Source organism: Amycolatopsis sp. NPDC058278 (assembly GCF_042881395.1).
In the GTDB taxonomy this organism is placed as follows: Bacteria; Actinomycetota; Actinomycetes; order Mycobacteriales; family Pseudonocardiaceae; genus Amycolatopsis.
Genome location: NZ_JBHVXZ010000117.1, coordinates 1 through 18,888 on the forward strand (window position 1 = coordinate 1; position 18,888 = coordinate 18,888).

The window sequence follows — 18,888 nt, forward strand, 5'->3', positions numbered from 1 at the left end:
GGGGGGGGGGGGGGGGGCGGCCGGGGGGCGGGGGGCCCCCCCCCCCCCCCCACCACCCTCCCCTCGACCCCTCCCGATCCCCCGAGTCCCGCCCCCAATCACGCGAGTTCCGCCCCCAATCACGCGAGTTGCGGCCCCAATCACGTGAGTTGACCTCCGAATCACGCGAGTCGACCTCCCAGTCACGCGAGTCGACCCTCCAGTCACGCGGGCCGACTTTCCAGTGGCGCGCGCCGACCCCTCCAGGTACCCCGGTGCCCGCCATGGCCGCCCCTGCGTGACCGCCGCCACCGCGGTTTCGCCGCGTGCCCGCTCGCCGGTGCGAGATGACCGGAGGTGTGTCCCGCCCCGCGTCGCGCCCGTGACAGGATTGAGCCCATGTTGCGCTGGATCACCGCAGGTGAATCGCACGGACCCGCGCTGGCCGCCGTGCTCGAAGGCATGCCCGCCGGGGTCGCCGTCACCACCGCCGACGTCACCGAGCAGCTGGCCCGGCGCCGCCTCGGCTTCGGCCGCAGCCCGCGGATGGGCTTCGAGACCGACCACATCGAGTTCCTCGGCGGCGTCCGTCACGGCCGCACCCAGGGTGGCCCGGTCGCGGTGCAGATCGAGAACGCCGAGTGGCCCAAGTGGGAGCAGGTCATGGCGGCCGACCCGGTCGACCCGCAGATCCTCGAAGGCCTCGCGCGCAACGAACCGCTCACCCGGCCCCGCCCCGGCCACGCGGACCTGCCCGGCATGCAGAAGTACGGCTTCGACGAGGCCCGTCCCGTCCTGGAGCGCGCCAGCGCCCGGGAGACGGCGTCGCGGACCGCGCTCGGCACCGTCGCGCGCAACTTCCTGAAGCAGCTGCTCGACGTCGAGATCCTCAGCCACGTCGTTTCGATCGGCGGCGCGGACGCGCCCGAAGGCCCGCTGCCCGTCGCCGCCGACCTGGCCGCCATCGACGAGAGCCCGGTGCGCGCCTTCAGCCGGGAAGGCACCGACGCGATGGTCGCCGAGGTGGACGCCGTGCGGAAGGCCGGCGACACCGTCGGCGGCGTGATCGAGGTCCTCGCCTACGGTCTCCCGCCGGGCCTCGGCTCCCACGTCCACTGGGACCGCCGGCTCGACGCGCGGCTGGCCGGCGCGCTGATGGGCGTCCAGGCGATGAAGGGCGTCGAGGTCGGCGACGGCTTCACGACCGCCCGCCGCTGGGGCAGCCAGGCCCACGACGAGATCGACCGCGGCACCGGCCCGGTCGGCGTCACCCGCCGGTCCAACCGCGCGGGCGGCCTCGAAGGCGGCATCACCAACGGCGAGCCGCTGCGCGTCCGCGTGGCCATGAAGCCGATCTCGACCGTCCCCAAAGCACTGTCCACAGTAGACGTCAAGACGGGTGAGCCCGCGGTCGCGATCCACCAGCGGTCGGACGTCTGCGCGGTGCCCCGCGCCGGGGTCGTGCTGGAGTCGGTGGTGGCGCTCGTCCTCGCCGACGCCGCGCTCGAGAAGTTCGGCGGCGACTCGCTCGCCGAGAGCAAGCGCAACGCCGAGGCGTACCTCAAGGCCCTCGAGGAGCGGTGGTGAGTCCGCGCGCGGTGATCGTCGGGCCGCCCGGCTCGGGCAAGAGCACGATCGGCCCGCTGCTCGCCCAGGCGCTCGGCGTCGAATTCCGCGACAGCGACGACGACATCGTCGCGCGCGCCGGGCGCAGCATCTCCGACATCTTCGCCGAAGACGGGGAACCCGCCTTCCGCGCGCTGGAAGAGGAAGCGGTCGCCACCGCGCTGGCGGACCACGCGGGCGTGCTCTCCCTCGGCGGCGGCGCGCCGCTCACCCCGGGCACCCGGGCCCGGCTGGCCGAGCACACCGTCGTGTTCCTCAACGTCGGCCTGGCCGCGGGTGTGCAACGCACCGGCTTGTCGAGTGCGCGGCCGCTGCTGGCCGGGGTGAACCCCCGCGCCACCTTCAAGAAACTGCTCGACGAGCGGGTGCCCGTCTACCGCGGGGTCGCCACCGTCGAGATCGTTACCGACGACCGGACGCCCCCCGAGATCGTCGCGCACCTCGTGGCGGAGCTCGCCGCTCCCGCCGAAGCCAAGGAGTGAAACACCCGTGTCTGATCCGGTGCGCATCCCGGTGGCCACCGCCCAGCCCTACGACGTCGTGGTCGGGCGCGGCCTGCTCGGCGACCTCACCGAGCACCTGGCCGACGCCTCGAAGATCGCGCTGATCCACCCGCCCACGCTGACCGCCACGGCCGAGGCCATCCGCGACGAGCTCACCGCGGCGGGCCTCGAGGCCCACCGCGTCGAGATCCCGGACGCCGAGGACGGCAAGGCGCTGACCGTCGCGGGCTTCTGCTGGGAGGTGCTCGGCCGGATGGGGCTGGACCGCCGCGGCGCCGTGGTCGGCCTGGGCGGCGGCGCGGTCACCGACCTGGCCGGGTTCGTCGCGGGCACGTGGATGCGCGGGGTCCGGCTGGTCAACGTGCCGACGACGCTGCTCGGCATGGTCGACGCCTCGGTCGGCGGCAAGACCGGCATCAACACCGAGGCCGGCAAGAACCTCGTCGGGGTGTTCCACGAGCCGAGCGCGGTGTTCGTCGACCTCGCGACGCTGGAGACGCTGCCGCCGAACGAGCTCGTCGCCGGGATGGCCGAGGTCGTCAAGACCGGCTTCATCGCCGACCCGCGGATCCTCGAGCTGATCGAGGCCGACCCGGCCGCGGCGCTCGACCCGGCCGGTGACGTCCTGGCCGAGCTGGTCCGCCGGTCGATCCGGGTCAAGGCCGACGTGGTGGCCGCGGACCTGCGCGAGTCCGACCTGCGCGAGATCCTCAACTACGGCCACACCCTCGGCCACGCCATCGAGCGCCGCGAGCGGTACCGGTGGCGCCACGGCGCCGCGGTCAGCGTGGGCCTGGTGTTCGCCGCCGAGCTGGCGCGGCTGGCCGGGCGGCTCGACGACGCCACGGCCGCGCGCCACGCGTCCGTGCTGAAGCTGCTCGGCCTGCCGACGACCTACGACGCCGACGCGCTGCCGCAGCTGCTGGAAACCATGAAGGGCGACAAGAAGACCCGCTCCGGCGCGCTGCGGTTCGTCGTCCTCGACGACCTCGCCAAGCCCGGCCGGCTCGAAGGTCCGGACCCGGTGCTGCTCGCGGCCGCCTACTCGGCGATCGCGGCGGAGCCGGCCGGCAACAGCGGGAGCGTGCTGCTGTGAAGGTGTTCGTGTTCAACGGCCCCAACCTCGGCCGGCTCGGCAAGCGCGAGCCGTCGGTCTACGGCTCGACGACGCACGACGACCTGGCGGCGCTGTGCGTCAAGACCGGGGACGAGCTGGGGATCGAGGTCGAGGTCCGGCAGACCGACCACGAGGGCGAGCTGGTCGGCTGGCTGCACGAGGCCGCCGACGGCGGGCATCCGGTGGTCCTCAACGCCGGCGCGTGGACGCACTACTCGATCGCGGTGCGCGATGCCGCGGCGCAGCTGACCGCGCCGCTGATCGAGCTGCACATCTCGAACGTGCACAAGCGGGAGGAGTTCCGGCACCACAGCGTGCTGTCGGACATCGCGACGGCCGTCATCGCGGGCCTCGGCGTCGACGGCTACCCCCTCGCCCTGCGCTGGCTGGCCGCGCACCCGGGATGACCCTGCTGGTGACGCCGCGGCTGACGCTGCGGCCGCTGACCGAGGCCGACCGCGAAGCCGTCCTGAAGGTGTTCGCCGACCCCGAGATGAGCCGTTTCTTCGCCGCGGACTTCTCCGACCCGGCCGTGGCGAGCGCGATGGTGGACCGCCGGCTGGCCTACCGCGGCCCGGCCGGCCAGGGCCACTGGGTGATCGAGCGCGACGGCGAGGTGATCGGCGTCGCGCACCTGCGTCCTTCGTGGGAGCTGCCGGGCGGGGTGCCGGAACTGGGGTATTACGTCGCGAGCGCGCACGCCGGGCAGGGCCTGGCCACCGAGGCCGCCCGCGCGCTGCTCGGCCACGGGCTCGGCACGCTCGGGCTCCCGGCGGTGTGGGCGCTGGTCCACGAGCGGAACGCGGCGAGCCGGAAAGTGGCCGGGCGCCTGGGTTTCCTCGACGTCGGCAGCGGCGTCCACTACGGCGACCTGCACCGCGTGCTGGTCGCGCTGCCGGCGGCCCACGGGCGGCCGCACCACATCGAGCTGTGGGTGCCGGACCTCGCCGGAGCCGAGCGCAGCTGGGGCTGGCTGCTCGGCGAGCTGGGCTGGCGCGAATTCCAGCGCTGGCCGGCGGGGGTCAGCTGGCGGCTCGGCGGAACGTACCTGGTGGTCGAGGCGTCGCCGGCGCTGAGCGCGGCGGACCACGAGCGCACCCGGCCGGGCTTGAACCACCTGGCCCTGCACGTGGGCACGCGAGCGCAGGTCGACGACCTGGCCGCCCGCGCGCCGGACCACGGCTGGCGGCCGCTGTTCGCGGACCGGTACCCCCACGCGGGCGGCCCCGCCCACTACGCGGCGTACCTGGAGAACGAAGCCGGGTTCGAGGTCGAACTGGTCGCGGTCGAGGGGCCACCCGCGGGCGGATGACGCCGCCCGGGCGGTCGTGGCTCGGCCCGTCGCCACGATCGAAGGACCTCCGAACAGGAGCGCTGCCGCTCGGACGGGTGGCGCCTCGCTACACTCCGATGTCGTGCACCCGTTTCGTCGTGGGGGTCGGCGACCCGCTCGTGCCCTGTTCGCCAGTGTCCTGGCGGGGCTGCTGCTCGCGGGGTGCACCGAGGGGTACGCCCAGCCGCAGGCGGCCGGGGCGCAACCGGCGGTCGCGGGCGGGAAGACCGCCTCGCCGCCGCGGCCCACCGACGTCGATCTTCCTTCGGGTGACCCCCGGCAGAGTGGTGGAGTCATCGCCGCCGGTGGGGCCGACGCCGTCTACAACTACGGACCGTCGGTGCTGCTCGACCGGGGGCAGACCCGGATGTGGTGGTGCAGCCAGTACGGCGGTGCCGGGCCGGCCGGGGACGACATCCTCTACGCGCAGGCGCCGTCGTCCGACGGGCCGTTCACCGGACCGGACGGCGGGATCCCGGCCGCCGTGTTCTCCGGGGCGCCCGGGCAGTTCGACGGCATGCACACCTGCGACCCGTCCGTGCTGCGCGTCGGCTCGACGTACTACCTGTACTACACCGGCGCCGCCGGCGACCACGCGCTCGGCAACTCGATCGGGCTCGCGACCAGCGCCGACGGGATCCACTGGACCCGCGCGGCCGGCGGGCGGCCGATCCTCGGGCCGTCGCACGACGTGCACCGCGCGAACGTCTACGGCGCGGGCCAGCCGTCGGTGGTCTACCTCGACGGCTGGTTCTACCTGATGTTCACCGACACCACCGGCCGCGCCACGGGCGACAACGGCGCGGGGCAGTTCCTGCTCCGCTCGCGTGACCCGGCGTTCGGGTCGGGCGTGCAGGCCTTGGACGTCGGCGGGTTCGTGCCGGTGGCGTCGACCTCGGCGCCGCGCGCCCGGTCGATCGTCGACGGGTTCAGCGCGGACCTGATGTGGGTGGGCGCGCTCGCCGCGTTCGTCGTCGCGCACGAGACCGACGGCGGGACGACGCTGACGTTCTGGACCGCGGACTTCACCGAGCACCCGTACCGGCCCGTGCTGATCCCCGGGCCGTGGCAGGAGGGGCCGGGCCTGGTGCGCCGCGCGGACGGGCACGCGCCGCTGGCGCCGGCCGACCCGTGCGACCGGGTGCCGTTCGACGTGGTGCGCGCGACCTCGCTGGGCGGCGCCGCGGCCCCGACCGACCTGCGGCACTTCGGGCTCGAGCTGCGGGGCAGCCGGGCCTGCGAGAACCCCGGCCGGGTGGCCGCGACGTTCGACGGCGTGACGGCCCCCTCCCCGGAACGGACGATGGACCTGGTCCGGGCGGGCGCACGGGTCCGCGTGGACCGCCGCGCGGTGGCGGCGGCGCTGGCCGGCGAGGTCCTCGACCGGACACCGGCGGCGCTGGCGACGCTCCCGCTGGCGACGCGGCTGCGCTCGGGCGCGGAGGCGGTGCGGGCACCGGACCGCGGCGCGGCCTTCGTGCTGGACGGCCACCGCTGGCCGATCCCCGACGGGGGTGTGGTGGACGCCAACGGCTCGGTGGCCCACCCGGTGACGACGGCCCAGTGGGACGGCTACCCGCCGGGGTCATCGCTGGTGGGGTGAGCGCGGAATTCTTGCCGGACGCGGTGACGGCCCGCCGGGATCGCTACCCCTGCGGCTCCTCGCCCGACTCCGGCGACCGCCCGATCCGCCCGCCCACGAACAGCCCGAGCCCGGCCGGGATCAGCACCAGCAGCGCCGAGAACGCCGCCCCGCCCGTCAATGCCCCGCCCAGCTCGGACACGCCCGTCTGGTCCACGAACACCGCCCGGCCGATCACGTACAGGATCCCCGCGACCGGTCCCGCGATCAGCGCGGAAACGAACCACACGCGCCCGCGGTCGGGCAGGCCGCGCCACGCGTCCAGGGCGCTCCACAACGCCGCCGCCCCGACCAGCACCGCCAGGGCCAGGGAAACCGCCAGCGTCTGGTCGGTCGGGTGGTAGACGGCGTACTTGGCCAGCAGCGTGATGGCCACTCCGTGCAGCACCGCCATCACCAGTCCGCGAATCACCCAGGCGCTCATCCTGCGGAGTGTAGGCGGCCTACTGGCGAGTCGCTTCCCCCGGGAAGCACGCGCACTAGGGTGGACGGGTGCCTGAAACCCATGGACGACGCCGGGCGGCGCTGCGCGGGCTCCTGACCGGAGCCGGTGTCGATGCGCTGCTGGTCACCGATCTGCTGAACATCCGTTACCTGACCGGGTTCACCGGCTCGAACGCCGCCGTTCTCCTGCACGCCGGCGGCGACGACAAGACGCTCTTCTGCACCGACGGCCGCTACACCACCCAGTCGGCCGCCGAGGTGCCCGATCTCGAGACCGTCGTCGACCGGGCCAGTGCCGCCGCCCTCGTGGCCCGAGCCGCCGGGGACACCAAGACCTACGGGCGGCTCGGGTTCGAGAGCCAGCACGTCAGCGTCGAGAGCTACGAAGCGCTCCGGGAGCGGGTGCCCCTGAAGCGGACGCCCGGCCTCGTCGAGCAGCTGCGCGAAGTCAAGGACGAAGCCGAGGTCGAAGCGCTGCGCCAGGCGTGCGCCGCCGCCGACCGGGCGCTGGACGACCTGGTCGCCGCCGGGGGGCTGCGGCCCGGGCGGACGGAGCTGGAAATCGCCCGTGACCTGGAGAACCGGATGCTGGAGCACGGCTCTTCGGCACCCAGCTTCGCCTCCATCGTCGCCGCCGGCGCGCACTCCGCCATCCCGCACCACCAGCCGACGCACGCCGAGCTCGAGCGCGGCGACTTCGTCAAGCTGGACTTCGGCGCCACCGTCGACGGCTACCACTCCGACATGACGCGCACCTTCGTCCTCGGCGAGCCCGCGGACTGGCAGCGGGAGGTGTACGACCTCGTGCACGCCGCCCAGGCGGCCGGGGTCGCCGCCGTCGTGCCGGGCACCGAGGTGTCCGATGTGGACGCCGCCGCCCGGACGGTGATCGCGGACGCGGGCCACGGCGAGCACTTCGCGCACGGCCTCGGGCACGGCGTCGGCCTGCAGATCCACGAGGCGCCCAGCTTCGCCGCGACGGGCGTCGGTACACTGGCCGCCGGTATGGCGGTCACCGTCGAGCCCGGCGTGTACCTGGCGGGGCGCGGTGGCGTGCGCATCGAGGACACGCTCGTCGTGCGGGCGGGGGAGCCCGAACTCCTCACCCTGAGCACCAAGAACCTCGTGGTCGTCTGACAGCGGCCCCGAACCCGAAGATTCGACACAGGAGACTGCAAGCTCGTGGCCACGACCAACGACCTGAAGAACGGGCTCGTCCTCAACCTCGAGGGCCAGCTGTGGACCGTCACCGCGTTCCAGCACGTCAAGCCGGGCAAGGGCGGCGCCTTCGTGCGCACGACGCTCAAGCACGTGCTGACCGGCAAGGTGGTCGACAAGACGTTCAACGCGGGCACGAAGGTCGAGACGGCCACGGTGGACCGCCGGAACATGACCTACCTGTACAAGGACGGCCAGGACTTCGTGTTCATGGACGGCGACACCTACGACCAGATCACCGTGCTGGCCTCGGTCGTCGGCGACAACGCCAACTACATGCTCGAGAACACCGAGGTCCAGGTCGCGGTCCACGAGAACGAGGCGCTCTACATCGAGCTCCCGACCTCGGTCGAGATCGTCATCCAGCACACCGACCCGGGCCTGCAGGGCGACCGTTCCACCGGCGGCACCAAGCCGGCGACGCTGGAGACCGGCGCGGAGATCCAGGTCCCGCTGTTCCTGTCCACCGGCGAGAAGATCAAGGTCGACACCCGCGACGGCCGTTACCTGGGCCGCGTCTCCAGCTGATGCCGACGTCGAAACCCCACCCGAACCGCGGCGGCGCGATCAGCCGCCGGCAGGCCCGCCGGCGCGCGGTGGAGATGCTGTACGAGGCCGTGCAGCGCGACACCGACGCGGTGACGCTGCTGGCCGACCGGGTCGGCGCGACCGAGGTCGACCCGATCGGGGACTACACGATCAGCCTGGTCGAGGGCGTGACCGCCCGGAAGACGCAGATCGACGAGCTGCTGGCCGAGCACGCGCAGGGCTGGACCCTGGACCGGATGCCGAAGGTCGACCTCGCGGTGCTGCGGGTCGGGGTCTACGAGCTGCTCTGGGCCGAGGACGTGCCGGACCCGGTCGCGATCGACGAGGCCGTCGGCCTGGCGAAGGAACTGTCCACGGACGACTCGCCGCGGTTCGTCAACGGCGTCCTGGGCCGGATCGGCACGATCGCCGACCGCCTGCGCGCCGTGCTCTGACGAAGAAGAACAACATCCGGGTGCTGCGGGCCCCCCGACGAATCAGTGAGCGTCTCCGGTGCCCCACCGAGGGACGCTCACTGCGTCGGTACAGCACACGAGGGGATCAGTCCTCCTTGGAAGGACGCGCCTCCGGCGGCAGGACGCCCCAGTCGATGAGCTGCTCGGTCAGCTCGCCCGGGGTCATGTCGTAGATGATCGCCAGGGACCGCAGGTCCTCGGTGCGGATCGAGAGCACCTTGCCGTTGTAGTCGCCGCGCTGGCTCTGGATCGTCGCCGCGTAGCGGGCCAGCGGGCCCACCTTTTCGGCCGGCAGCTGCTGCAGGCGCTCCAGGTTGATCACGATCTTGGTGGCGGGCTCGGCACCGGAGGGGACCCGGCCCTCGGGCAGCAGCTCGACCACCGGCACACCGTAGAAGTCGGCCAGCTCGGCCAGCTTCTGGACGGTGACGGCGCGGTCGCCACGCTCGTACGAGCCGACGACGACGGCCTTCCAGCGCCCACCGGACTTCTGCTCGACCCCGTGCAGGGACAGGCCCTGCTGCTGGCGGATCCCGCGGAGCTTGGCCCCGAGCGCCTTGGCGTAATCGCCCATCTGGTCGTTCTCCGTTCTTCACCCCCTCCCGGTCGGGGTGACCGGGCCGGGGGACTCGCTGAGTCGAATACTCAGAGTAATGGTTACGCATTGTTGTCACCAGGTCAAGCAGAAGCTTGCCGCGAATCACGCCACACCACCCGGAAGACTGAGCAAAGTGCCTGCTACTGTCGGTGGGAAAGCCCCGACCAGCAGGGGAACAGACGTCCTTTAAGGACCCGTCCGGTGAGGCGGGGAAGGAGTCCGGTTTGTCGTCACGCCCGCGTGACGCGGCTGGTTCGGCCGGGGAGCGCGAGCTCCTGACGGCCGGCGATGTCGCGCGCACGATCGCCCGAATGGCCCATCAGGTCATCGAAAAGACCGCGAACGGTGCGGAGAGCACTACCCCGCCCGTGTTGCTCGGCATCCCGTCCCGGGGCACGCCGCTCGCGGTCCGCCTGGCCGACAAGATCGGCGAGTTCTCCGGGGTCCGCCCGCCCACCGGCGCCCTCGACGTCACCCTCTACCGGGACGACCTCCGCCGCCGCCCGCCGCGCGCGCTCGAACAGACGCAGCTGCCCACCGACGGCATCGACGACCGCGTCGTGATCTTGGTCGACGACGTCCTCTTCTCCGGCCGGACGATCCGGGCCGCGCTCGATGCCCTGCGTGATCACGGCCGCCCCCGCGCGGTCCAGCTGGCCGTGCTGGTCGACCGCGGTCACCGCGAGCTGCCGATCCGCGCCGACTACGTGGGCAAGAACGTCCCGACCGCCCGCACCGAGGGCGTGTCCGTCCTGCTGGCCGAGATCGACGGCCGGGACGCGGTCCTGCTGCGCCCTTCCAAGGCCGACACTGCTGCTGGAGAGGACTCGTGAAACACCTGCTCGCCACCGACGGCCTGGACCCGGCGCTGGCCACGGCCGTGCTCGACACCGCCGACGAGCTGAAGCACACGCTGCTCGGCCGCGAGGTCAAGAAGCTGCCGACGCTGCGCGGCCGCACGGTGATCACCCTGTTCTACGAGAACTCGACCCGCACCCGGGTGTCGTTCGAGATCGCCGGCAAGTGGATGAGCGCGGACGTGATCAACGTCTCCGCGTCCAGCTCCTCGGTCAACAAGGGGGAGTCCCTTCGCGACACCGCGCTGACGCTGGCCGCGGCGGGCGCCGACTGCGTGATCGTCCGCCACCCCGCCAGCGGCGCCGCCCAGCGGCTCTCGGAGTGGCTGGCCGAACCCGGCACGTCCGTGGTCAACGCCGGCGACGGCACCCACGAGCACCCGACGCAGGCGCTGCTCGACGCGGCGACCCTGCGCGAGCGGCTCGGGTCGCTGAAGGACCGCCGGATCGCCATCGTCGGGGACGTCCTGCACAGCCGGGTCGCCCGCTCGAACATCCACCTGCTCTCGGCCCTGGGCGCCGAAGTCGTGCTCGTCGCGCCGCCGACGTTGCTGCCTTACGGCGTGGAAAGCCTTCCGGTGACCGTTTCGCACGACCTGGACGCCGAGCTGCCCGCGGTCGACGCGGTGATGATGCTGCGGGTCCAGGCGGAACGGATGACTGGCGGGGGCCCAGGGCAGAGCTTCTTCCCGAGCGCACGCGAGTACTCGATCTCCTACGGCCTCTCGGAACGGCGGCAGAAGCTGCTGCCGGACCACGCGGTCGTCCTGCACCCCGGCCCGATGCTGCGCGGGATGGAGATCGCGAGCGCGGTCGCCGACTCCCCGGCCTCGGCCATCACCGAACAGGTCCGCAACGGCGTGCACGTCCGCATGGCGGTCCTCTACCACCTTCTGGCCAGCGAAGGAGCCGCCGCGTGAGCACCGTGATCCAGGGCGCCCGCCCCTACGGCGAAGGCGACCCGGTCGACGTCCTGGTCGAAGACGGCGTGATCACCGCGATCGGCGCCGTCGACGTTCCCGAAGACGCCGAAGTGATCGACGCGGGCGGGCAGGTGCTGCTCCCCGGGTTCGTCGACCTGCACACCCACCTGCGCGAACCCGGCCGCGAGGACACCGAGACGATCGACACCGGCTCGGCCGCGGCGGCGCTCGGCGGGTACACCGCGGTGTTCGCCATGGCCAACACCGACCCGGTCGCCGACAACGCCGTGATCGTCGAGCACGTCTGGCGGCGCGGGCAGGAGGTAGGCCTGGTCGACGTCCACCCGGTCGGCGCGGTCACCGTCGGGCTCAAGGGCGAGAAGCTCGCCGAGCTGGGCACGATGGCGGCGTCGCAGGCGCGGGTGAAGGTGTTCTCCGACGACGGCCTCTGCGTCGCCGACCCGCTGCTCATGCGCCGGGCGCTGGAGTACTCGACCGCGCTCGACGTCGTCATCGCTCAGCACGCGGAGGAGCCGCGGCTGACCGTCGGCGCCCAGGCCCACGAGGGCGAGCGCGCGTCCCGGCTCGGCTACACCGGCTGGCCCGCCGCGGCGGAAGAGTCCATCGTGGCCCGCGACTGCCTGCTGGCGCTGCACGCCAACGCGCGGCTGCACGTCTGCCACGTCTCCACCACGGGCACCGCGGACGTGCTGGCCTGGGCCAAGGGGCGCGGCACGAAGGTGACGGCCGAGGTCACGCCGCACCACCTGCTGCTCACCGACGAGCGCCTGGCCACCTACGACCCGGTGAACAAGGTGAACCCGCCGCTGCGCACTCAGTCGGACACCGCGCGGCTCCGGGCCGCGCTGGCCGAGGGCGTCATCGACTGCGTCGCCACCGACCACGCGCCGCACGCCGTGCAGGACAAGGACACCGAGTGGAGCGCGGCCCGGCCGGGCATGCTCGGGCTGCAGACGGCGCTGTCCATCGTGGCCGAGACGATGGTCCGCACCGGCCTGCTGGACTGGCGCGGCGTCGCCCGCGTCATGAGCGAGCGGCCCGCCGAGATCGGCAACCTGGCCGACCAGGGCCGGCCGATCGCCGTGGGGGAGCCGGCGAACCTGACGCTCGTCGACCCGGATGCCGAGTGGACCGTCCGCGGCGCGGAGCTGGCCAGCATCGCGGCCAACACCCCGTACGAGGGAATGCGGCTGCCCGGCGTGGTGACCGCGACGCTGCTGCGCGGGCGGATCACCGCGCGGGACGGGAAGATCTGCTGATGGAGCGCTTCTGGCTCGTGCTGGCGATCGTCGCCTTCTTCCTGCTCTGCCTCTGGGGCATGTACGTGGGCTGGCGGCGCAAGTCCCGCTCGCAGAGCGCCCAGGTGCCGCCGTTCCCCGCGATCCCCTCGGATGCCGGCGAGGTGCTGCTGGAGTCCACCGGCGTCTACCTGGCGACGACGATCGCGGGGGAGTGGCAGAACCGGATCGTCACCCGCGGCGCGGGGCTGCGCACCGGCGCGGTCTGGCGCCTGCACGACGGCGGTGTCGCCGTCGAGCGCGGGGGAGCGCCCGACTTCTGGATCCCGCGCGATGCCATCACCGGTGTCCGGCGGGACAAGAAGATCGCCGGGAAGGTGATGGGCACCGAGGCGCTGCTGGTCGTCACCTGGCGGCTCGGTGAAACCGAACTCGACACCGGCTTCCGCGGCGACGACCTCGACGACTATCCACAATGGATCGAACAGCTCAAGATCAAGGGAGGTGCCCAGTGAACGCGCGCGCTCAGGCCGCACTGGTGCTCGAAGACGGCCGGGTGTTCCGCGGCGCTGCCTACGGCGCGCAGGGGCGAACCCTCGGCGAGGCGGTGTTCTGCACCGGCATGACCGGGTACCAGGAGACGCTGACCGACCCGTCCTACCACGGGCAGATCGTGGTGCAGACCGCGCCGCAGATCGGCAACACCGGCTGGAACGACGAGGACGACGAGTCCTCGAAGATCTGGGTCAACGGTTACGTGGTGCGCGACCCCGCCCGCACGCCGTCCAACTGGCGCTCTCGCCGGACGTTGGACGAGGAACTGGTGCGTCAGGGCATCGTCGGCATCGCCGAGGTCGACACCCGCTCGCTGACCCGCCACCTGCGCGAGCTCGGCGCGATGCGTGCCGGCGTGTTCTCCGGTGACGCGCTCGGCACCGTCGACGACATGGTCGCTTCGGTGCTGGAGAGCCCGAAGATGGAAGGTGCCGACCTGGCGGGCCAGGTTTCGACGCCCCAGCCGTACGTGGTCTCGCCGTCCGGCGAAGTCCGCTTCCGGGTGGCGGCGCTGGACCTGGGCATCAAGTCCAACACCCCGCGCCAGATGGTCAAGCGCGGCATCGAGGTGCACGTGCTGCCGTCGACTTCGTCGCTGGACGACCTGCTGGCGATCGAGCCGGACGGGGTGTTCCTGTCGAACGGGCCCGGCGACCCGGCCACGACGACGCACGCCACCGAGCTGACCAAGCAGGTCCTGGGCCGCGAGATCCCGCTGTTCGGCATCTGCTTCGGCAACCAGGTCCTGGGCCGCGCGCTCGGCCTGGGGACGTACAAGATGCGCTACGGCCACCGCGGCATCAACATCCCGGTGATCGACGTGGCGACCCGGTCCGTGGCGATCACCGCGCAGAACCACGGGTTCGCGTTGGAAGGCGAGCCGGGACAGCGTTTCGAGTCCCCGTTCGGCGCGGCGCAGATCAGCCACTACTGCCCCAACGACGACACGGTCGAGGGCGTCCGGGCGCTGGACGTCCCGGCGTTCTCGGTCCAGTACCACCCCGAAGCCGCAGCCGGCCCGCACGACGCGGCGCCGCTGTTCGACGATTTCGTTTCGCTCATGGAGAAGAAGGCCTGATGCCGAAGAGGACGGACATCCAGCACGTGCTGGTGATCGGCTCCGGGCCGATCGTGATCGGGCAGGCCGCGGAGTTCGACTACTCCGGTACCCAGGCCTGCCGGGTGCTGCGCAGCGAGGGGCTGCGCGTGTCGCTGGTGAACTCGAACCCGGCGACCATCATGACCGACCCCGAGTTCGCCGATGCCACCTACATCGAGCCGGTGACGCCGGACTTCGTGGAGAAGGTCATCGCCGCCGAGAGTGAACGCGGGTACCCCGTCGATGCGCTGCTGGCGACCCTCGGCGGGCAGACCGCGCTGAACTGCGCCGTCGCGCTGCACGAGCGGGGGGTGCTCGACAAGTACGGCGTCGAGCTGATCGGTGCCGACATCGACGCCATCCAGCGCGGTGAGGACCGGCAGAAGTTCAAGGACATCGTGCGCACCATCGGCGCCGACGTCCCGCGCAGCCGCGTCTGCCACGACATGGACGAGGTCCGCGACACCGTCAAGGAGCTCGGCCTGCCGGTCGTGATCCGGCCGTCCTTCACCATGGGCGGGCTCGGCTCCGGCATGGCGCACACGCCCGAGGACCTCGAGCGGCTCGCCTCCACCGGGCTCGCCGAGTCTCCGGTCACCGAGGTGCTCATCGAGGAGAGCGTGCTCGGCTGGAAGGAGTACGAGCTCGAGCTGATGCGCGACAAGCACGACAACGTCGTGGTCGTCTGCTCGATCGAGAACATCGACGCGATGGGCGTGCACACCGGCGACTCGGTCACCGTCGCGCCGACGATGACCCTCACCGACCGCGAGTACCAGGTGATGCGGGACGTCGGCATCGCCGTGCTGCGCGAAGTCGGCGTCGACACCGGTGGCTGCAACATCCAGTTCGCGATCAACCCGCGCGACGGCCGGATGGTCGTCATCGAGATGAACCCGCGCGTGTCGAGGTCTTCCGCGCTGGCGTCGAAGGCCACCGGCTTCCCGATCGCCAAGATCGCCGCGAAGCTCGCCATCGGCTACACCCTCGACGAGATCCAGAACGACATCACCGGCGAGACGCCGGCGGCGTTCGAGCCCACTTTGGACTACGTCGTCGTGAAGATGCCGCGGTTCGCCTTCGAGAAGTTCCCCGGCGCGGACCCGACGCTGACCACGACGATGAAGAGCGTCGGCGAGGCGATGTCGTTCGGCCGCAGCTTCCCCGAGGCGCTCGGCAAGGTGATGCGGTCGATCGAGACCAAGGCGACCGGGTTCTGGACGCTGCCCGACCCCGACGGCGCGACGCTGGAGTCCACTTTGGACGAGCTGCGCACGCCGCACGAAGGCCGGCTGTACGAAGTGGAGCGGGCGCTGCGGCTCGGGGCCACCGTCGAGCAGGTCCACGAAGCGAGTGGCATCGACCCGTGGTTCATCGACCAGATCGCCTACATCGGCGAGGTCGGCGCCGAAGTCCGCGACGCGCCCGTGCTCGACGGCGAACTGCTGCGCCGCGCCAAGCGCACGGGTCTCTCGGACCGCCAGATCGCCGCGCTGCGGCCGGAACTGGCCGGCGAGGACGGCGTCCGCACCCTCCGCCACCGCCTCGGCGTGCGGCCGGTGTTCAAGACCGTCGACACCTGCGCGGCCGAGTTCGCCGCCAAGACGCCGTACCACTACTCCGCCTACGAGTCCGACCCCGAGGCCCAGTCCGAAGTGGCCGTCCAGTCGGAGAAGCCGAAGGTGCTCATCCTCGGCAGCGGCCCGAACCGGATCGGGCAGGGCATCGAGTTCGACTACTCCTGCGTGCACGCGGCGATCGCGTTGCGGGAGGCCGGGTTCGAGGCCGTGATGGTCAACTGCAACCCGGAAACCGTGTCCACCGACTACGACACGTCCGACCGGCTGTACTTCGAGCCGCTGTCCTTCGAGGACGTCCTCGAGGTCGTGCACGCCGAGCAGGCGTCCGGCACGGTCGCCGGCGTCATCGTCCAGCTCGGCGGCCAGACCCCGCTGGGCCTGGCGAAGCGGCTCGCCGACGCCGGTGTCCCCGTGGTCGGGACGCCGCCGGAGGCCATCCACCTGGCCGAGGACCGCGGCGCGTTCGGCGAGGTGCTCACCGACGCCGGGCTGCCCGCGCCGCGCTACGGCACGGCGACGTCGTTCGAAGGCGCCAAGCGGATCGCCGACGAGATCGGCTACCCGGTGCTGGTCCGGCCGTCCTACGTGCTCGGCGGACGCGGCATGGAGATCGTCTACGACGAGGAGACCCTGGCCGGCTACATCAGCCGCGCCACGGAGATCACGCCCGAGCACCCGGTGCTGGTGGACCGCTTCCTCGACGACGCCATCGAAATCGACGTCGACGCGCTGTTCGACGGCGAGGAGCTCTACCTCGGCGGTGTCATGGAGCACATCGAGGAAGCCGGCATCCACTCCGGCGACTCCTCGTGCGCGCTGCCGCCGATCACGCTCGGCCACACCGACCTGCAGGCGGTCCGCCGCTCCACCGAGGCGATCGCCCGCGGGGTGGGCGTGCGCGGGCTCCTGAACGTCCAGTACGCGCTCAAGGACGACGTCCTGTACGTCCTGGAGGCCAACCCGCGCGCGTCGCGGACGGTGCCGTTCGTGTCCAAGGCGACGGCGGTGCCGCTGGCCAAGGCCGCCGCGCTGATCATGACCGGCTCGACGATCAAGGACCTGCGCGGGAGCGGGGTCCTGCCGGCCGAAGGCGACGGCGGCCGGATGCCGGCCGATTCGCCGGTCGCGGTGAAGGAAGCCGTGCTGCCCTTCCACCGCTTCCGCACCCCTGAAGGGCACGGCGTGGATTCATTGCTGGGCCCGGAGATGAAGTCCACCGGCGAGGTGATGGGCGTCGACGTCGACTTCGGCAAGGCGTTCGCGAAGTCGCAGAGCGGCGCGTACGGCTCACTGCCGACGTCCGGGCGCGTGTTCGTCTCGGTGGCCAACCGCGACAAGCGCTCGCTGGTGTTCCCGGTGAAGCGGCTGGCGGACCTCGGGTTCGAGATCCTCGCCACCTCCGGTACCGCGGAAGTGCTGCGGCGCAACGGGATCCCGTGCACGGTCGTGCGCAAGCACTACGAAGGTTCGACCGAGGCCGAGCCGAACATCGTGGACGTCATCCTGAACGGCGACGTCGACATGGTGATCAACACCCCGTACGGGAACAGCGGTCCGCGCGTCGACGGCTACGAAATCCGCACCGCCGCGGTGTCGCGGGACATCCCGTGCGTGACGACCGTGCAGGGCGCCGCGGCGGCCGTGCACGGCATCGAAGCGCTGATCCGGGGCGACATCGGGGTCAAGTCCCTGCAGGAGCTGCAGGCGGCGCTGAAGGCGAAGTCGTGAGCGGGCGGGAGCGGTTCGGGGCGCGGCTGGCCAAGGCCGTCGCGGCCCGCGGCCCGCTGTGCGCCGGGATCGACCCCCACCCGGGCCTGATCGAGGCCTGGGGGCTCCCGGTGGACGTCTCGGGCCTGGAACGGTTCGCGCTGTCCGCCACGGAGGTCCTGGCGGCGCACGCGGCCGTCGTGAAGCCGCAGTCGGCGTTCTTCGAAAGTTTCGGAGCGGCCGGCGTCCGGGTGCTGGGGCGGGTCGTCGAGACCGCCCGCGACGCCGGGGCGCTGGTGCTCTTGGACGTCAAACGCGGCGACATCGGGTCCACGATGGGTGCCTACACCGCCGCGTACGTCGCCGAGGGTGCGGCGATCGCCGCCGACGCGATCACCGTTTCGCCGTACCTCGGCTTCGGCTCTTTGGCCCAATGCGCCGAAACGGCCGTCTCGGCGGGACGCGGCATCTTCGTGCTTGCCCGGACTTCGAACCCGGAAGCGGGCGAGGTGCAGAACGCGAAGCTGCCCGACGGGCGCACGGTCGCGCAGGCGATCGTCGACTCGGCCGCGGCACTCAACGCAGGCGCGGAACCGCTCGGCGATGTGGGTGTCGTGGTCGGGGCCACCGTTCCGCCGGGAGAGCTGGATCTTTCGCGGTTGAACGGTCCGGTGCTGGCACCCGGTTTCGGGGCCCAGGGAGCCACTGTGGCCGATTTGCGGGCCCTGTTCGGTGCGTCCCTGCCGGGCGTGCTGCCCGCGTCGTCCCGGGACATCCTGAAGCACGGTCCGGAGCAAGCGGCTTTGCGCCAAGCGGTCGAACGGGTCGCCGAAGTGCTGGCCGACCCGCAGGAAAACGGCCAATAGCAGGGGCCGGAACGGGCCCCCACCAGGCACCCCCGCATTGTGGCCGGTGCTCACGGGTGGGTACCGTCGCGTCACCCACCCAGTTTTGAGAACTACCGGAGGAAAACGTGGCACTTCCCCAGCTGACAGAGGAACAGCGCGCTGCGGCGCTGGAGAAGGCCGCCGCCGCTCGCCGCATCCGTGCTGAGCTGAAGGAGCGGCTGAAGCGGGGCGGTACCACTCTGGTCGACGTGCTGAAGCAGGCCGAGGAGAACGAAGTCCTCGGCAAGATGAAGGTTTCGGCTCTGCTCGAGGCCCTCCCGGGCGTCGGCAAGGTCCGCGCGCAGCAGACCATGGAACGACTGGAGATCGCCCCCAGCCGTCGCCTTCGCGGCCTCGGCGACCGGCAGCGCAAGGCGCTGCTGGCCGAGTTCAGCGGCGAGTGAACGGCGCCGGTCGTGACTACCCGGTGAGCCGGGGCGCCGACCGCGGTGGGGGGGGCGGGAGCGGGCAGGCCCCCCCCCCCCCCCCCACCCCCCGAAGCGGGGGCGGGGGGGTGGGGCGTCCGGGCGGGGGGGGGGGGGGGCGGACACAGGGGC

At 72.2% G+C, this 18,888-nt stretch carries 19 protein-coding genes; 17 read left to right on the plus strand and 2 right to left on the minus strand.

The genetic code is table 11. The features are described from left to right. Positions 1–378 precede the first annotated feature (378 nt). From aroC to ACFVYA_RS39600, 6 genes are all read left to right on the plus strand, one after another. Positions 379–1,566, plus strand: coding sequence for a chorismate synthase (aroC, locus tag ACFVYA_RS39575; protein WP_285989991.1), 1,188 nt, complete (start codon positions 379–381; stop codon positions 1,564–1,566). Continuing rightward, entirely contained in the window at positions 1,563–2,087 is a 525-nt protein-coding gene (locus ACFVYA_RS39580; protein WP_387052382.1) for a shikimate kinase, read from the plus strand. Before aroC ends, ACFVYA_RS39580 begins: the two co-directional genes overlap by 4 nt. A gap of 7 nt (positions 2,088–2,094) precedes the next feature. After that, the gene (gene aroB, locus ACFVYA_RS39585; protein ID WP_387052384.1) at positions 2,095–3,204 is read left to right on the plus strand and encodes a 3-dehydroquinate synthase; all 1,110 of its coding nucleotides are present in this window, start codon (positions 2,095–2,097) and stop codon (positions 3,202–3,204) included. After that, positions 3,201–3,632, plus strand: a complete 432-nt coding sequence (gene aroQ / locus ACFVYA_RS39590) for a type II 3-dehydroquinate dehydratase (protein WP_285989994.1) — start codon at positions 3,201–3,203, stop codon at positions 3,630–3,632. The genes aroB and aroQ overlap by 4 nt, the downstream gene beginning before the upstream one ends. Continuing rightward, a complete protein-coding gene (locus ACFVYA_RS39595; protein WP_285989995.1) occupies positions 3,629–4,537 on the plus strand; it encodes a GNAT family N-acetyltransferase in 909 nt (302 codons plus the stop codon). The genes aroQ and ACFVYA_RS39595 overlap by 4 nt, the downstream gene beginning before the upstream one ends. A 145-nt stretch (positions 4,538–4,682) precedes the next feature. After that, positions 4,683–6,161: a beta-xylosidase gene (locus ACFVYA_RS39600; RefSeq protein ID WP_387052418.1), complete on the plus strand. Its 1,479-nt coding sequence runs from the start codon at positions 4,683–4,685 to the stop codon at positions 6,159–6,161. 43 nt (positions 6,162–6,204) lie between these two features. Here the strand turns inward: ACFVYA_RS39600 and ACFVYA_RS39605 are convergent, their stop codons facing one another. Continuing rightward, entirely contained in the window at positions 6,205–6,624 is a 420-nt protein-coding gene (locus tag ACFVYA_RS39605; protein WP_285989996.1) for a B-4DMT family transporter, read from the minus strand. A gap of 68 nt (positions 6,625–6,692) precedes the next feature. Here ACFVYA_RS39605 and ACFVYA_RS39610 point away from each other — a divergent pair, with 68 nt between their 5' ends. The 3 genes from ACFVYA_RS39610 to nusB are packed head-to-tail and all read left to right on the plus strand — an operon-like array spanning position 6,693 to position 8,845. Then, positions 6,693–7,781, plus strand: coding sequence for a M24 family metallopeptidase (locus ACFVYA_RS39610; protein WP_387052387.1), 1,089 nt, complete (start codon positions 6,693–6,695; stop codon positions 7,779–7,781). Positions 7,782–7,826: 45 nt separating this feature from the next. Beyond that, the gene (efp, locus tag ACFVYA_RS39615; RefSeq protein WP_360183477.1) at positions 7,827–8,390 is read left to right on the plus strand and encodes an elongation factor P; all 564 of its coding nucleotides are present in this window, start codon (positions 7,827–7,829) and stop codon (positions 8,388–8,390) included. Beyond that, entirely contained in the window at positions 8,390–8,845 is a 456-nt protein-coding gene (nusB, locus tag ACFVYA_RS39620; protein ID WP_360183475.1) for a transcription antitermination factor NusB, read from the plus strand. Before efp ends, nusB begins: the two co-directional genes overlap by 1 nt. Before the next feature lie 106 nt (positions 8,846–8,951). Here the strand turns inward: nusB and ACFVYA_RS39625 are convergent, their stop codons facing one another. Continuing rightward, positions 8,952–9,440 carry a transcriptional regulator gene (locus tag ACFVYA_RS39625; protein WP_003096372.1) on the minus strand — a complete coding sequence of 163 codons (489 nt, stop codon included), beginning with the start codon at positions 9,438–9,440 and terminating at the stop codon, positions 8,952–8,954. 248 nt (positions 9,441–9,688) lie between these two features. Here ACFVYA_RS39625 and pyrR point away from each other — a divergent pair, with 248 nt between their 5' ends. The 8 genes from pyrR (at position 9,689) to mihF (ending at position 18,735) form a co-directional block, all read left to right on the plus strand. After that, on the plus strand, positions 9,689–10,297 hold the full coding sequence (pyrR, locus tag ACFVYA_RS39630; protein WP_285990000.1) for a bifunctional pyr operon transcriptional regulator/uracil phosphoribosyltransferase PyrR: 609 nt from the start codon (positions 9,689–9,691) through the stop codon (positions 10,295–10,297). Further along, positions 10,294–11,241 (plus strand): aspartate carbamoyltransferase catalytic subunit, encoded by a 948-nt coding sequence (locus ACFVYA_RS39635; protein WP_387052390.1) that lies wholly within the window; start codon positions 10,294–10,296, stop codon positions 11,239–11,241. The genes pyrR and ACFVYA_RS39635 overlap by 4 nt, the downstream gene beginning before the upstream one ends. Then, a complete protein-coding gene (locus ACFVYA_RS39640; protein WP_387052392.1) occupies positions 11,238–12,524 on the plus strand; it encodes a dihydroorotase in 1,287 nt (428 codons plus the stop codon). Before ACFVYA_RS39635 ends, ACFVYA_RS39640 begins: the two co-directional genes overlap by 4 nt. After that, positions 12,524–13,018 (plus strand): transporter, encoded by a 495-nt coding sequence (locus tag ACFVYA_RS39645; protein ID WP_387052394.1) that lies wholly within the window; start codon positions 12,524–12,526, stop codon positions 13,016–13,018. Before ACFVYA_RS39640 ends, ACFVYA_RS39645 begins: the two co-directional genes overlap by 1 nt. Then, complete coding sequence (carA, locus tag ACFVYA_RS39650) at positions 12,979–14,136, plus strand: glutamine-hydrolyzing carbamoyl-phosphate synthase small subunit (RefSeq protein ID WP_387052396.1); 1,158 nt, start codon at positions 12,979–12,981, stop codon at positions 14,134–14,136. Before ACFVYA_RS39645 ends, carA begins: the two co-directional genes overlap by 40 nt. After that, complete coding sequence (carB, locus tag ACFVYA_RS39655; RefSeq protein ID WP_387052398.1) at positions 14,136–17,465, plus strand: carbamoyl-phosphate synthase large subunit; 3,330 nt, start codon at positions 14,136–14,138, stop codon at positions 17,463–17,465. The genes carA and carB overlap by 1 nt, the downstream gene beginning before the upstream one ends. Continuing rightward, positions 17,462–18,310, plus strand: coding sequence for an orotidine-5'-phosphate decarboxylase (gene pyrF / locus ACFVYA_RS39660; RefSeq protein ID WP_387052400.1), 849 nt, complete (start codon positions 17,462–17,464; stop codon positions 18,308–18,310). Before carB ends, pyrF begins: the two co-directional genes overlap by 4 nt. Before the next feature lie 107 nt (positions 18,311–18,417). After that, on the plus strand, positions 18,418–18,735 hold the full coding sequence (mihF, locus tag ACFVYA_RS39665) for an integration host factor, actinobacterial type (RefSeq protein ID WP_003096398.1): 318 nt from the start codon (positions 18,418–18,420) through the stop codon (positions 18,733–18,735). The last annotated feature ends 153 nt before the right edge of the window (positions 18,736–18,888 follow it).